This window comes from Fusobacterium ulcerans, assembly GCF_003019675.1.
GTDB lineage: Bacteria > Fusobacteriota > Fusobacteriia > Fusobacteriales > Fusobacteriaceae > Fusobacterium_A > Fusobacterium_A ulcerans.
On record NZ_CP028105.1, the window covers coordinates 2,841,891 to 2,856,260 of the forward strand.

General features: G+C 32.1%; 12 protein-coding genes. 10 read left to right on the forward strand and 2 right to left on the reverse strand.

The genetic code is table 11. The features are described 5' to 3' along the window. Positions 1 to 15 precede the first annotated feature (15 nt). Entirely contained in the window at positions 16 to 1,425 is a 1,410-nt protein-coding gene (gene pykF / locus C4N20_RS13105) for a pyruvate kinase PykF (protein WP_005977981.1), read from the reverse strand. A gap of 184 nt (positions 1,426 to 1,609) precedes the next feature. Here pykF and C4N20_RS13110 point away from each other — a divergent pair, with 184 nt between their 5' ends. Then, positions 1,610 to 2,473 (forward strand): 5'-methylthioadenosine/S-adenosylhomocysteine nucleosidase, encoded by an 864-nt coding sequence (locus C4N20_RS13110; protein WP_005977978.1) that lies wholly within the window; start codon positions 1,610 to 1,612, stop codon positions 2,471 to 2,473. 73 nt (positions 2,474 to 2,546) lie between these two features. Here the strand turns inward: C4N20_RS13110 and C4N20_RS13115 are convergent, their stop codons facing one another. Beyond that, positions 2,547 to 3,425: an MBL fold metallo-hydrolase gene (locus tag C4N20_RS13115; protein WP_005977975.1), complete on the reverse strand. Its 879-nt coding sequence runs from the start codon at positions 3,423 to 3,425 to the stop codon at positions 2,547 to 2,549. 205 nt (positions 3,426 to 3,630) lie between these two features. On the opposite strand from C4N20_RS13115, the gene C4N20_RS13120 reads away from it, so the two are divergent. From C4N20_RS13120 to C4N20_RS13160, 9 genes are all read left to right on the forward strand, one after another. Next, on the forward strand, positions 3,631 to 4,758 hold the full coding sequence (locus C4N20_RS13120; protein WP_005977972.1) for an acyl-CoA dehydrogenase family protein: 1,128 nt from the start codon (positions 3,631 to 3,633) through the stop codon (positions 4,756 to 4,758). A gap of 631 nt (positions 4,759 to 5,389) precedes the next feature. Beyond that, positions 5,390 to 6,592 carry a threonine ammonia-lyase gene (gene ilvA / locus C4N20_RS13125; protein ID WP_005977969.1) on the forward strand — a complete coding sequence of 401 codons (1,203 nt, stop codon included), beginning with the start codon at positions 5,390 to 5,392 and terminating at the stop codon, positions 6,590 to 6,592. 79 nt (positions 6,593 to 6,671) lie between these two features. Then, complete coding sequence (locus tag C4N20_RS13130) at positions 6,672 to 7,868, forward strand: dicarboxylate/amino acid:cation symporter (protein ID WP_005977966.1); 1,197 nt, start codon at positions 6,672 to 6,674, stop codon at positions 7,866 to 7,868. Positions 7,869 to 7,913: 45 nt separating this feature from the next. Next, positions 7,914 to 8,489, forward strand: coding sequence for a 2-oxoacid:acceptor oxidoreductase subunit gamma family protein (locus C4N20_RS13135; RefSeq protein WP_005978261.1), 576 nt, complete (start codon positions 7,914 to 7,916; stop codon positions 8,487 to 8,489). Beyond that, complete coding sequence (locus C4N20_RS13140; protein WP_005978265.1) at positions 8,489 to 8,791, forward strand: 4Fe-4S binding protein; 303 nt, start codon at positions 8,489 to 8,491, stop codon at positions 8,789 to 8,791. Before C4N20_RS13135 ends, C4N20_RS13140 begins: the two co-directional genes overlap by 1 nt. A 16-nt stretch (positions 8,792 to 8,807) precedes the next feature. Then, positions 8,808 to 9,986: a 2-ketoisovalerate ferredoxin oxidoreductase subunit alpha gene (gene porA / locus C4N20_RS13145; RefSeq protein WP_005978268.1), complete on the forward strand. Its 1,179-nt coding sequence runs from the start codon at positions 8,808 to 8,810 to the stop codon at positions 9,984 to 9,986. An 11-nt stretch (positions 9,987 to 9,997) separates the two neighbouring features. Next, positions 9,998 to 10,936, forward strand: coding sequence for a thiamine pyrophosphate-dependent enzyme (locus tag C4N20_RS13150; protein ID WP_005978271.1), 939 nt, complete (start codon positions 9,998 to 10,000; stop codon positions 10,934 to 10,936). A 329-nt stretch (positions 10,937 to 11,265) separates the two neighbouring features. Continuing rightward, positions 11,266 to 12,723: a sensor domain-containing diguanylate cyclase gene (locus C4N20_RS13155; RefSeq protein ID WP_005977949.1), complete on the forward strand. Its 1,458-nt coding sequence runs from the start codon at positions 11,266 to 11,268 to the stop codon at positions 12,721 to 12,723. Between the two features lie 248 nt (positions 12,724 to 12,971). Further along, positions 12,972 to 14,288 carry an MATE family efflux transporter gene (locus C4N20_RS13160; protein ID WP_005977947.1) on the forward strand — a complete coding sequence of 439 codons (1,317 nt, stop codon included), beginning with the start codon at positions 12,972 to 12,974 and terminating at the stop codon, positions 14,286 to 14,288. Positions 14,289 to 14,370: the final 82 nt, after the last annotated feature.

Sequence of the window (14,370 nt, forward strand, 5' to 3'; positions counted from 1 at the left end):
CAGCACCTGTTTATTTTAAGATATTTTTATTAATTTGATAGAGTTGGTAGTTCCAACTTTAAATATAGATTCTCCACAGTTTGCAATTATAACATCATCTTTTGTAGCCAGTTTCAGATCTACAGAGACTTTTTCTGCTAATTGGAAGAATGAATCCAGACTTTCAGGCTGTCCGTCAATGAAAGGAGTGATTCCTCTTACAATAAGAAGCTGATTAGCAGTTTTTTCATTATTGGTAATTGCTACAATTTCAGCTTTTGGGAAATATCTTCTCATATCTCTGGCTGCTCTTCCTGATTGAGTTGCAACAACTATAACTTTTGTACCAAGAGATTCACTTATTTCAGCAGTACCCTTAGTAACAGCAGTAGTGATTGTCATATTTTCTGTAAAATAATTTTTCTTAGAAACAAGGGGATCGATTTTTTCAGATATTCTAGTCATTACTCTAACTGCTTCTACTGGGTACTTACCATTAGCAGATTCTCCAGAAAGCATGATACAATCAGTTCCATCAAGAATTGCATTAGCCACATCATTTACTTCTGCTCTTGTAGGTCTAGGATTTTTAATCATAGAATCAAGCATTTGAGTGGCTGTAATAACTACTTTACCAACAATATTACACTTTTCTATCATCATCTTTTGAGCAATAGGAACATCTTCAATAGGAATTTCTACTCCAAGATCTCCCCTTGCTACCATGATACCATCTGAAACTTTTAATATTTCATCAAAGTTGTCTATTCCTTCCTGAGTTTCTATTTTAGATATTATAAGAATATCTTTTCCACCATTTTCATCTAATACTTTTCTTACATCTTTTACATCATCAGCTTTTCTAATAAATGAAGCAGCTACATAATCAACACCTTGCTGGCAGCCGAAAATAAGGTCGTTTTTATCTTTTTCAGATATAGCAGGAAGACTTACTTTAGCTTTTGGAAGATTGACACCTTTGTTTTCTCCAAGCTCTCCATTATTTAAAGCTATACATATAATTTTATTTCCAACGATTTCTTTTATGCTGAATTGTAAAAGCCCATCATCAATAAGAAGTTTCTCTCCTATTTTAACGTCTTGTATAATATCCTCATAAGTAACTGCTGCTATTGTTTCATCACCAATTACAGATTTGTCAGTAGTGATAATAAATTCCTGTCCAGCCACTATATTTACATTTTTTCCATCTTTAAGTTTAGTAGTTCTTATTTTAGGTCCTTTAATATCAAGCATAAGAGCTGCTCTGATACCTGTTTCAGCTTGAGCTGCTCTGAAATTATCTATTTTTTCTTTGTGTTCTTCATAATTTCCATGAGAGAAATTCAATCTCATCATATTCATTCCTGATTTAAGAAGTTCTTTTAGAGTTTCTTTTGTTTCAGAGCTTGGTCCAATGGTACATATTATTTTTGTTTTTTTCACAATGATACCTCCTGAATATATCTTTTCTTCTAAAAAGTTATTTTTATGATGAATTTAAAATACTCTTATATTATACCCTTAATCTTAAAAATTTACAAAATATATATGAAAATATCTTGTCAAAATACAATTAATATTATATTATACTAGAATCTAATATATTAAAATATCTAAGGAGGAAATGATGAAAAATTTATTCAAAAAAGTTTTATTGTTGATGGTGCTTTCAGCTTCAGCAGTTTATGCACAGGTTAAAAGTGTAACTGTACCATCACATTCAGTACCAAAGCAGCCTATAATAATTCAAGGACCTATGCCTATTGAAGCTCAAAATTTAGCTGCAAGACTTGAAAATGTAAGAGAGGAAAGAACAGGAAACTATATTTTCTACATAGGAACATTAGAAGGATATCCTGTAATTGTTACTAAAACAAGCAAGGGAATGGAAAATACTGCTGCTGCAACTGCTATTGCAATAGAAAGATTCAAGCCAGCAGCTATAATAAATCAGGGAACTTCTGGAGGACATGACAAGTCTTTAAATGTTGGAGATATTGTTCTAGGAAAGAGAACATTCAATGCTGGAAACTTTAAAACTCTAACTAAAAATGAAAAAGAGGGAAGCAATCCTTTTGAATGGCTGCCTATGGATGTAATGGCTTCTGAAGGAAGTGCTGGAGAAGGTACAGATGCAGAAAAAGTTCGTTATTACGAAGGAAATCCTATGCTTTTAAAAGCTGCAAATGCAGTAAAAAGTCAATATAAAAGAGGAAAAGTTGTAGAAGGGACTGTGGCTTCAGCTAACTTCTGGAATAATGAAATTGACAGAATAAACTGGCTTCATGAAGAGTTTGGATCAAGTGTGGAAGAAATGGAAGCTGCCAGTGCTGCTTTGATTTGTGAAGCATACAAGGTACCATTCCTTACAGTTAGAGTTTTATCAAATAATAAAACAAATGGTGGAAAATATGATCCTAGCACAGCAAAAGATTGTCAGGATTATGTAGAAAAAATAGTTAAAGAATATATAAAAATGCTTGAAAAATAATATTGATAATATAAAATGGATGATCCCAAATCTAAATTAAATTTTAGAAATTGGAGTCATCCATTTTTAAGTTTTAAATGGTTTTCCATAAAAGCATATTATTTTCAAAAATAACATCAGCTTTATTGTTATCTCTTAGCCACGAAAGAAAAGAACGAACTGTACTTCCAACTAGGACATACTGCTCAAAGTTCATTGTAAGTCCATACTCGTTAAATACTTTTTGCAGGATAGATTCAAAATTTGTAGGTTCAGCACAAAATTCCAATAACTTATCAGCTACTTCAAAGACCTTTTTTCTATTCAGCGATACAAGCTCTTTTATATCAGTCATAACTTCTGTATGAGCTGGAATGTAGATATCAGCTTCCATATTTTCTATAAGATCAAGAGTATCTAAAAAAGCAGCAACATCATAAATAAAAGTTATCTGATATTTTTCAAGTACAGCTTTACTGCTGATACAGTCAGCAAGAAATACTACATTATCTGGAGTACGCAATCCTATCATATGAAAAAAATGTCCCGGAAGGTGAATTACTTCTAACTCTTTTGGGAAATTCGTATCACTTATATCAAGAGCATCACTTTCATTAGCCATAAGAAATTTATGACGAAGATCTCTAGGAGGATACCCTCCATAGAGAAAAGAAGTCTCAAGAATAGGATGTTTAGTAAAAGCAGTTTCTATTCCATTGGAAAATATCTGGCATCCAGTCTGCTGTTGAAGATAACAGTTTCCACCAATATGATCAGCATTAGAATGTGTATTGACTATAGCTTTAAGATTCCAGTTGTTTTTTTCAAGTATCTGTCTGACTTTTCTTCCAGCATTTTTATCATTTCCACTGTCTATGAGATATACATCATTTTCATTGACTCTGTAAAGTCCAATTTTTGCTGGAGATTCTATATAATAAGTATTCTTTCCCACTTGTATCAATTCATACATAACATCATCCTCGCTTTGTAATTATTCCTAAGTAAAATATAGCACAGAAGAGACAGCTAAATCAAGGAATCATTAATTTTGATATTTTATATATAAGAAAATGTTATTCGAATATAAAAATATATAATTTTATTTTATCAATGCTTTGTGCTAAAATTAACTTGAAAATAAGTAATAAAGTAAATTATATAGATGGAGGAATAATATGGATTTCAGAATTGACAAAGAACATGAGGATTTTATTTTAAAAGTAAGAGAGTTTACAGAAAAATATGTAAAACCAGCAGCAGCAGAGGTAGATAGAAAAGCAGAAGCCCCAATGGAGAATTTAAAAAGAATGGGTGCTGAAGGATTGATGGGAATCCCTTTTGATAAGAAATATGGAGGAGCTGGACTTGATACAAAAGCATATATATCAGCTGTAGAAGAACTTTCAAAAGGTTGTGCTTCAACTGGGGTAATTATGTCAGCTCATACTTCACTATGTGCATGGCCCATATATCAATATGGAAATGAAATGCAGAAAGAAAAATATCTGGTACCTTTAGCAAAAGGTGAAAAGCTAGGAGCATTTGGATGGACAGAATCTCAGGCAGGAACAAGAGTGACAGCAGTATTAGATGGAGATAAGTACATACTTAATGGAAAAAAGGTCCTTATAACTAATGCACTTGAAGCAGAAATATTTGTAGTATTTGCTAAAACAGATATGGAAAAAACTGAAAATAATTTGTCAGGATTCATAGTAGAAAAAGGAGCAAAGGGATTTACAATAGGAGAACCAGAAGATAAAATGGGAGTAAGAGGTTCATCTACATGTGAGCTTATTTTCGAAAACTGTATAGTTCCTAAAGAAAACCTACTGAGAAAAGAGGGAACTGGATTCAAAATTGCTATGTGTACACTGAATGGTGGAAGAATAGGTGTAGCAGCTCAAGCAGTGGGACTGGCTCAGGGAGCATTAGATGAAGCAATAAAATATGTAAAAGAAAGAGAAGTCAATGGGAAAAAAGTATCTCAATTTCAACATACACAATTTTTGTTAGCTGATTTACAAACAAGAATAGATGCAGTGAGACTTTTGACATATAGAGCTGCTGATACAAAAGACAGTGAAGGAGAGTATGCTCATATGGCATCAATGGCAAAATTCCTTGCTTCAAAAGTTGCATTAAAAGTTACAGAAAAGGCAGTACAGCTCTTTGGAGGAAATGGATATTTGAAAAAATACCCTGTTGAAAGAATGTTGAGAGATGCCAAAGTCACAGAAATATATGAAGGAACTTCAGAAGTTCAAAAAATAGTTATAGCAAATTGGATGGGAATTAAATAATCAAAAATAAGTGTGAAAAATAAAAATTAAAAAATATTTATAATAGGGAAAAACTAAAAAACAGATATGTAAAAATTGAAAAAATATATTGAGATTTTCAAAAAAAATCTATTGATAAAATTTATTTTTATAAAATAATTATAAAAAATAGGAGGAATACTCCTATTTTTTTGTTGTCAAAAAAAGGTCGATTTTTGCTTGTGTACTAAATAAACGAACAAAATGCTTTTTTGAATTTTTGTAATGTAAGATTATTTCTAAAGTATGTTTATCAATGGTTTCATTAATATTTTTAATAGAATTATTTATAATCTAAAAAAAAGTGTAGTAAAAAAAAATGAACTTTGACTATTCTGTAATTTAAATTAAATATAATAATCATATATAATATATTACTTTCATCAATAAAAAAGTGTTGACTAAATATGACCGTAGTATTATACTTGAAACGTATTAGAGTATGAAGTTTTAGAACTTAGTATATCAATTTTAAACACAAGCAACTGTTTTATGTTGTATTGAGATTGAAAAAGTAAGTTATAAAAACATTGATTTTAATTAAAATATCAATCAGTAGAATTTAAAATGTGAATGATTTATTAAATCAGGTTGATACCAAGGAGGAAAAGTCATGGCAGTAACACTAGAAACCATCAAAAAAGCAAAGGAAACTATCGAGCATTCGATAAAAAGAACACCTTTAATAGAGTGCCCTACACTAGAGAAAGAACTTGGAGGAAAAGTTTTATTCAAGCTTGAAAATCTTCAAAAAACTGGATCATTTAAATTAAGAGGAGCTTTAAACAGAATAGCTAACTTAACAGAAGAAGAAAAGAAAAAAGGAGTAATAGCTTCATCAGCTGGAAACCATGCACAAGGAATAGCTTTAGGAGCAACAGCGCAAGGGATAAAATCAACAATAGTAATGCCAGAAACTGCACCAATAGCAAAAGTAGCAGCAACAAAAGGATATGGAGCAGAAGTAGTATTATGCGGAAGTGTATATGATGATGCTTTTGCAAAAGCATGTGAGATCCAAAAAGAGACAGGAGCAATATTCCTACACCCATTTGATGATGACTATGTAATCTCAGGACAAGGAACTATTGGATTAGAAATATTAGAAGATGCGATAGATATAGATACAGTTCTTGTTCCTATCGGAGGAGGAGGAATCCTTGCAGGAATAGCAACAGCAATAAAATCTATCAATCCATCAGTGAGAATAATCGGAGTAGAATCAGCAAATGCTGCATCAATGACAGAAGCTTTAGCAAAGGGAGAATGTTGTGAAGTATGTGCAACACCAACAATAGCAGATGGAATAGCAGTAAAAAAAGTTGGATGCAAAACTCTTGAATTAGTAAAACAATATGTAGATGAAGTAGTAACAGTAACAGAAGATGAAATAGCAAGAGCAATATTATTTTTGATGGAAAAAAGTAAAGTAGTTGCAGAGGGAGCAGGGGCAACACCTTTAGCAGCGATACTTGCAGGAAAAGTTGAATGTAAAGGTAAAAAGACTTGTGCAGTAGTATCTGGAGGAAATATAGATGTAAACCTTATTGAGAGAGTACTGAACAGAGCTTTAATCAATGCAGGAAGAAGATATGAATTTAAAGTAAAAGTACATGACAGATTTGGAGAAACTGAAAAATTATTAAGTTTGATAACTCAAAATAGAGCAAATATACTTTTCATAACACAAAGTATGTATAATGTAGAATTAGGAATCACAATGCAGGAAGTAACACTTGTAATAGAGTGTAGTGACATGGCTCATAGAGATGCTGTAAAGGCCAAAATTATAGAAGCAGGATATGACATTCACTAATAAGAAAATATAAACGGGTTAATAAAAAGTAGGTAATAAAAATCAGTATATAAAAAAATAAAAAGGGAAGTGGAAATTTATGAAAAAATTAGGATTACTACCAAAACTGATACTAGGTTTGATAGCAGGTATCATAATCGGGAAAATTGGATTTGTACCATTATTAAGAATAATGATGACATTTAATGGATTATTTGGAAACTTTTTACAATTCGTTATCCCATTGATAATCTTAGGATTCGTAGCACCAGGTATTGGAGACTTAGGTAAAAAAGCTGGGAAATTACTAGCAGTTACTACAGTTCTTGCATATGGTTCAACAATCGTATCTGGATCATTGGCATTCTTCACAAACTCTATCTTACTTAGAAAGATACTTCCAGCTGGAGCAGCTTTAGCAGAAGGAAGCCATCCAGAAGCAGGACTTTTAACTGGATATTTAACAGTTGATATGCCTCCGATCATGGGAGTAATGACTGCATTACTTATGGCATTTATCATTGGTATTGGAATTGCAGTAGTTGAAGGAACAACACTTAAAAACTTCATGAATGAAATCCAAACAATAGTTGAAAAGATAATAACTAATATTATTATTCCATTCTTACCTCTATATATAGCTGGTATCTTTGCAAATATGACTTATGCTGGAGAAATAGTAAAAATCATGTCAGTATTCGCAAAAGTATTTGGAATAATAATAATTCTTCACTTTGTTATCCTATTAATTCAATATACAATAGCTGGAACTTTAGCAGGAGCTAACCCGCTATTATTAATAAGAAAAATGCTTCCAGCATATTTCACAGCTATAGGAACTCAATCATCAGCAGCAACTATTCCAGTTACTCTTAACCAAACTAAAGAAAATGGAGTAAATGAAGGAATCGCTGACTTTACAATTCCATTATGTGCAACTATCCACTTATCAGGAAGTACAATTACTTTAGTAAGCTGTTCAATGGCAGTAATGATGTTACACGGAATGCCTATTACATTCTCAGGAATGTTTGGATTCATCCTTATGTTGGGAGTAACAATGGTAGCAGCACCAGGAGTACCAGGTGGAGCAGTAATGGCAGCACTTGGATTATTAGAAAGTATGTTAGGATTTGGTCCTGAACTTACATCTTTAATGATTGCACTTTACTTAACTCAAGATAGTTTTGGAACTGCTTGTAACGTAACAGGAGATGGAGCTATTGCTATAATGGTTAATAAAGTTGCTGGATTTAACTTAATAAAAAGAACTAAGAAAGAAACAGTAGAGGCATAATAATATTACTAAAATATTATAATAAATACTTAAAGGAAGGTAATTATGAAAGAAATTTTTGAAATAAGATGGCATGGAAGAGGAGGTCAAGGAGCTAAAACAGCTTCTTTACTATTGGCAGATGCAGCATTCAGTGGTGGAATGTTCGTTCAAGGGTTCCCAGAATATGGACCTGAGAGAATGGGTGCTCCTATTACAGCTTACAATCGTATCTCTAAAGAAAGAGTTACTGTTCATTCTAACATTTATGAACCTGATTTCGTAGTTGTTGTTGATGAAACTCTTATCGAAAGTGTAGATGTTACTAAAGGTCTTAAAGAGGATGGAGCTATCATTATCAATAGTTCTAAACCTGCTTCTGAATTTAAAGCTCTTTTAAAAGGATACAAAGGAAGAGTATGTACTTGTGATGCAAGAACTATTTCTGAGGAAACTCTTGGTAAGAACTTCCCTAACACTCCTATGCTTGGAGCAGTAGTAAAAGTAAGTGGAGTTATGGAAGAGAAAGCTTTCCTTGAAGCAATGGAAAACTCTTTTGCGCACAAATTTGCAAGTAAACCAGAAGTACTAAAAGGAAATATGGCTGCATTAGTACGTTCTATGAATGAGGTGAAAGAATAATGAAAAATAAAGCTGGTGTACCAATTACTGAAGATATTAGCTGGAGAGATATAACTCCTGGTGGAGTGGTTTATGAAGCTGGAAGTGCTCAGCACTTCAGAACTGGAGACTGGAGATCAATGAAGCCAGTTCTTTTGAGAGATAAATGTATTGACTGTCTTTTATGTGTTCCTTGCTGCCCAGATTCAGCGATACCTGTAAAAGATGGAAAGAGATTAGATTTCGATATGGATCATTGCAAAGGATGTGGAATCTGCGTTAAAGCATGTCCATTCAAAGCAATAGAATTGATAAAAGAGTAGTTCGGAGGTAGAATTAATGAGTATAAGAGAAAGAATGTCAGGAAACGAAGCTATTGCAATAGCAATGAGACAAATAAATCCAGATGTAGTGCCTGCTTTTCCAATCACTCCATCGACAGAAATACCACAATATTTCTCTCAATATGTTGCTGATGGTTCAGTAGACAGTGAATTTATTCCAGTGGAATCAGAGCACAGCGCTATGTCAGCTGCAATGGGATCACAGGCAGCAGGAGCAAGAACTATGACTGCTACTTCATCATGCGGACTTGCATTGATGTGGGAAATGCTTTATGTAGTATCTTCAGCAAGATTACCTGTAACTTTAGCTTGTGTAAACAGAGCCCTTACAGGACCTATCAATATCAATGCAGATCATAGTGACTCTATGGGTGCAAGAGATGCTGGATGGATTCAGCTATATAGTGAAACAAACCAAGAAGCTTATGATAATATGCTTCAAGCTAACAGAATAGGAGAGCATCCAGATGTTCAGCTTCCTGTAATGGTATGTCAAGATGGATTTATCACAAGCCACGCTGTTGAAAATATAGAATTATTAGAAGATGACAAAGCTAAAGCTTTTGTTGGAGAATACAACCCAGAAGATTATCTTCTAAATGCAAAAAGACCTACAGCAGTAGGACCATATGATATCGTTTCTTACTATATGGAACATAAAGTAAGTCAAGCTCATGCTATGATGAATGCTAAAAAAGTAATTCTTGAAGTAGCAGCAGAGTATGAAAAACTTACTGGAAGAAAATATGGACTATTTGAAGAATATAAATTGGACGATGCAGAAGTAGCAATAGTAGTTATCAACTCAACTGCTGGAACAGCTAAAGCAGCTATAGAAGAAATGAGAAAAGAAGGTAAAAAAGTTGGACTTCTAAAAATCAGAGTATTCAGACCATTCCCTATGGAAGAAATAGCACAAGCGCTTAAAAATGTAAAAATGGTAGCAGTAATGGATAAATGTGAAGGATTCTCAGCAGCTGGAGGACCAGTTTTTGCAGAGGTAAGATCAGCACTTTATGACTGTAGCCCAAGACCTAAAATGATCAACTATGTATACGGACTTGGAGGAAGAGATATAACTGTAAATCATATAAAAGAGATCTTTAATACTCTATTGGCAGAGAAAGATCAAGAAGTAAAAGATACATATAGACATTTTGGTGTAAGAGGGTAGGAGGAAAGGATATGGCATATAATTTCAAAAAAGAAATGGAAAAACCTGAAAGACTTACTGGAGGACACAGAATGTGTGCAGGGTGTGGAGCACCAGTAGCAGTAAGAGGAGTATTAAGAGCATTAAAAGAGGAAGATGAGGCAGTAATATGCAGTGCAACAAGCTGTCTTGAAGTATCAACTTTCCTTTATCCATATACAGCATGGAAAGATTCATTTATTCACTCAGCATTTGAAAACGCAGCAGCAACAATAAGTGGAGCGCAGACTGCATACAAAGTATTAAAGAAAAAAGGTAAAATAGACGAGTCATATAAATTCATAGCTTTCGGAGGAGACGGAGGAACTTACGATATAGGATTCCAATCACTTTCTGGAGCAATGGAAAGAGGACATGACATGGTTTATGTATGTTACGATAACGAAGCATACATGAATACAGGTATCCAAAGATCATCAGCGACACCTATAGGAGCAGATACAACTACAACTCCAATAGGAAAAGAAAGCGCTGGAAAACCACAAGGAAGAAAAGATCTTACAGATGTAATATCAGCTCACAATGTAGCATATGTAGCTCAGACAACATTTATAGGAAACTTTAAAGACCTTCATGAGAAAGCAGAAAAAGCAATCTATACAGAAGGAGCAGCATTCCTAAACATATTAGCACCATGCCCAAGAGGATGGAGATATGAAGGTGAAGACCTAATGGAAATGTGTAAATTAGCAGTAGAAACTTGCTACTGGCCACTATTTGAAGTAATAGATGGAGAATGGAAATTAAGCTACAGACCAAAAGTAAAACTACCTGTAGAAGAGTTCTTAAAGAAACAAGGAAGATTCAAGCATCTATTTAAACCACAAAACAGACACATCATAGATAGAATTCAAAAAGATGTAGATTTGAAATGGGAAAGACTTCTTAAAAGATGTGGAGAAGAGCTTTAATTAAATATGAAATATTGTCTGCAAACAATAGAACCTATACAAAGAGCTGCCTTTTTGGCAGCTCTTTTGTTAAAATAAATAAAGGGAATAAATATTTATTTTAGAAAAAGAAATTTTTTGAAAAATTAAAAGTATGGATATTATTAACAATGAATGTAAATTTCATAGAATTGATAATTTTAATTATAATTTATTAAGAAATTTTATTAAAAAATTCTTGAACAATTTTGAAATAAAGGATATAATTGTTCTTGTAAAAAAACTATACTTATGTAATTTAGATAAAAAGGAGATATATGACATATCTAAAAATATTTTGGGAGGAGTTAATGAAGAAGCATATTTTGCTGAAGACCAATATAATACTCTGTTTGATAATATTTGCTGGTTTTTTAGGAATAACATCAACAAGTTATAATACTTATAAAAAGGTATTAGAAGATGATGTTGAAAATATTTCAAAACTTACTTCATCAACTTTATATTCAAAAATAGATGGGAAATTAATAGAACCTCTTTTTGTAGCCCAAACTATGGCTAATGACACTTTTTTGAAGAGCTGGCTGAAACATGAAAAAGAAAATATAAATAATAATGAATATAAAGAAGTCGTTGAAGAATACTTATATGCTATCAAGGAAAAATATGGATATGATTCTGCATTTCTTATTTCTGCTGGAACAAATATTTATTACTTTTATGATGGAATAAATAAGATAGTTAATGAAGAGAATGAACATGATATATGGTATTATAATTTTATAAATAAAAATAAGCCATATATGCTGAATATAGATTATGATGAAGTAAACAATGAAACTCTTACAATATTTGTTGATTGTCGAGTAGAAAATAAAGAAGGAAAACTTTTAGGGGTAGTAGGAGTAGGGATTAAAATGGACCATCTTCAAAAGCTTTTGAAAAGTTATGAAGATGAATTTGATTTAAATGCTTTTTTGACTGATAAAAATGGTTTGATAAAAGTGGATACAGACTCAGAAAACATAGAAATGGTAAATCTTTTTGAAGATGAAAAACTCTCTAAAGTAAAATGTGATATTTTTACAGAGCACTCAAATGCCAAGATTCATTGGTATGGAAAAAATAAAATGTGCAGTTGTTTAATTGTGCAGTATATACCTAATCTTGAATGGTATTTAGTAGTAGAAAAGAACACTCAAGTTATAAGAGATTCTTTTCATTCTCTTCTTAAAAAAGATATAGCTATATCTTCCTTAATACTTGTATTGCTGATGGCATTAAGCAGTTATATTATCAAACGATATAATCATAAGCTTTTTGTACTTTCAAAAATGGATGAACTTACAGGGCTTCCAAATTCAGATGCTTTGGAAATGCGTTTTCTATTGGAAGAAAATAAATGGGCAGAAAAAGGAACTATATTATTCTTACTTGATGTAGATGATTTTAAAATTATTAATGACACTAAAGGACATATATTTGGGAATACTATTTTGACTAATATAGGAGAGATAGTTGGTAAAATGACTAAGAGCTATGGAATGAGTGTGAGATGGGGTGGAGATGAATTTGTTGGAACGATATCTCTTCCACTGGAAGAATCAAGAGTGCTGATAGAAGAAATAATGGAGGAAGTTTATAAAACATGCCTTAAAGATGGATGGAAAGTTACATTAAGTATAGGAATAACTGATATTAAAAAAAATAGCAAATTAAATGATTTAATTGAAGAAGCAGATAGAGCTATGTATTTTTCTAAATGTTCTGGAAAAAATAAAATAACTTACTATGAAGATATAAAATAAAAATTATATAAATAATGATAGTACACTAAAAATATTAGAGATAATCTATATTTATGGTGTACTTTTTTATTTTAAAAAGGATATAGAAAATTTGATTAGAATACCCATTATGTGATATAATGGCAGAAGAATAAGTGGAAACCTGTAACTCTGCCGCCGGGTAGAGCATGAATCAGGCGTTCGATTTCACATCTTTAGGCCTTAGTAGATGTGAATAATCGGACGCTTTTTTATTTGGAGGTAGAAAAATGGAAAAAAATATTGTACTTAAATCTTTTGTAAAGTATGTAACGTTAAATGTAATGGGAATGATAGGGCTGTCCTGCTATATTCTTGCAGATACCTATTTTGTTTCCAAAGGAATGGGAACAGATGGATTGACAGCTTTAAATTTAGCTATACCCCTTTATACTTTTATTAATGGAACTGGATTAATGATAGGGATAGGTGGAGGAGCTAGATATGCAGTATTAAAAGCTAAAGGAGAGAATGACAAAGCAGACAGTATTTTTACTTATTCAATAGAAATAGGAATTTTAATTGGTTTGGTTTTTTTAACTGTGGGGATATTTTTAGGAGACAAAATAAGTTATCTGCTAGGAGCTGATAATGTAACTTTTAAAATGACAAGTATATATCTTAAAACAATTATGACTTTTGCTCCTTTTTTTATATTGAATAATATATTTTTAGCATTTGTAAGAAATGATGGTGATCCCAAACTTTCAATGACTGGAATGCTTCTTGGAAGTTTTTCAAATATAGTACTAGACTATGTCTTTATATTTCCTTTAGGAATGGGAATGTTTGGAGCTGCTTTTGCAACTGGATTAGCTCCAGTCATCAGTATAGGAGTTATGTCTGTACATTTACTAAAGAAAAGAAATCAGTTTCATTTGAAGAAAGAAAAATTAAATATACATAAAGTTGTTGAATTATGTGGAACAGGAGCTTCTTCATTCATAACTGAAATATCTTCTGGAATAGTGTTGATTGTATTTAATATAGTAATATTAGGATTGAGAGGAAATACAGGAGTAGCAGCGTATGGTGTAGTGGCTAATCTAGCTTTAGTGGTGATTGCTATATTTACAGGAGTAGCTCAGGGAGTACAGCCGTTGGTAAGTAAAAGCTATGGAAGTAAGAATAAAGAACAGCTTTACTATATTTTAAGATACTCTATGATTCTATCGGTTGTTATTGCTGTATTTGTCTATATTGTGGTATTCTTTTCAGCAGATAAGCTAGTTTCCTTTTTTAACAAAGAAGGAAATAGAGAACTTTCAGCTTTAGCTGTAAATGGGCTTCATATATATTTTACAGGATTCTTATTTGCAGGAATCAATATAATATCATCTGTATTTTTCAGCTCAATGGAACATTCAAAGACAGGTTTTATAATTTCTATCACAAGAGGATTTGTAGCTGTAATCCCAGCAGTATGGCTGCTCTCACATATATTTGGAATGATAGGAGTGTGGATGTCTTTTCCAATAGCAGAAATGATTGCATTATCATCAGTAATTTACTTCATGAATAACTATAAAAAACTTTTTAGAAATTAAAATATCAAGGACAGTATGCTATCTATAAAGCAGCTGTCTTTTTTATAAAAAAACTATTGACATTAAAAAGAGTTAGTACTAT

Coding starts and splice junctions, on each gene's coding strand:
- ilvA (WP_005977969.1), top strand. CDS start 5,390: ATGGCAGTAACACTAGAAACCATCAAAAAAGCAAAGGAAACTATCGAG.
- C4N20_RS13115 (WP_005977975.1), bottom strand. CDS start 3,425: ATGTATGAATTGATACAAGTGGGAAAGAATACTTATTATATAGAATCT.
- C4N20_RS13160 (WP_005977947.1), top strand. CDS start 12,972: ATGGAAAAAAATATTGTACTTAAATCTTTTGTAAAGTATGTAACGTTA.
- C4N20_RS13150 (WP_005978271.1), top strand. CDS start 9,998: ATGGCATATAATTTCAAAAAAGAAATGGAAAAACCTGAAAGACTTACT.
- C4N20_RS13130 (WP_005977966.1), top strand. CDS start 6,672: ATGAAAAAATTAGGATTACTACCAAAACTGATACTAGGTTTGATAGCA.
- C4N20_RS13120 (WP_005977972.1), top strand. CDS start 3,631: ATGGATTTCAGAATTGACAAAGAACATGAGGATTTTATTTTAAAAGTA.
- porA (WP_005978268.1), top strand. CDS start 8,808: ATGAGTATAAGAGAAAGAATGTCAGGAAACGAAGCTATTGCAATAGCA.
- C4N20_RS13155 (WP_005977949.1), top strand. CDS start 11,266: ATGAAGAAGCATATTTTGCTGAAGACCAATATAATACTCTGTTTGATA.
- C4N20_RS13110 (WP_005977978.1), top strand. CDS start 1,610: ATGAAAAATTTATTCAAAAAAGTTTTATTGTTGATGGTGCTTTCAGCT.
- C4N20_RS13140 (WP_005978265.1), top strand. CDS start 8,489: ATGAAAAATAAAGCTGGTGTACCAATTACTGAAGATATTAGCTGGAGA.
- C4N20_RS13135 (WP_005978261.1), top strand. CDS start 7,914: ATGAAAGAAATTTTTGAAATAAGATGGCATGGAAGAGGAGGTCAAGGA.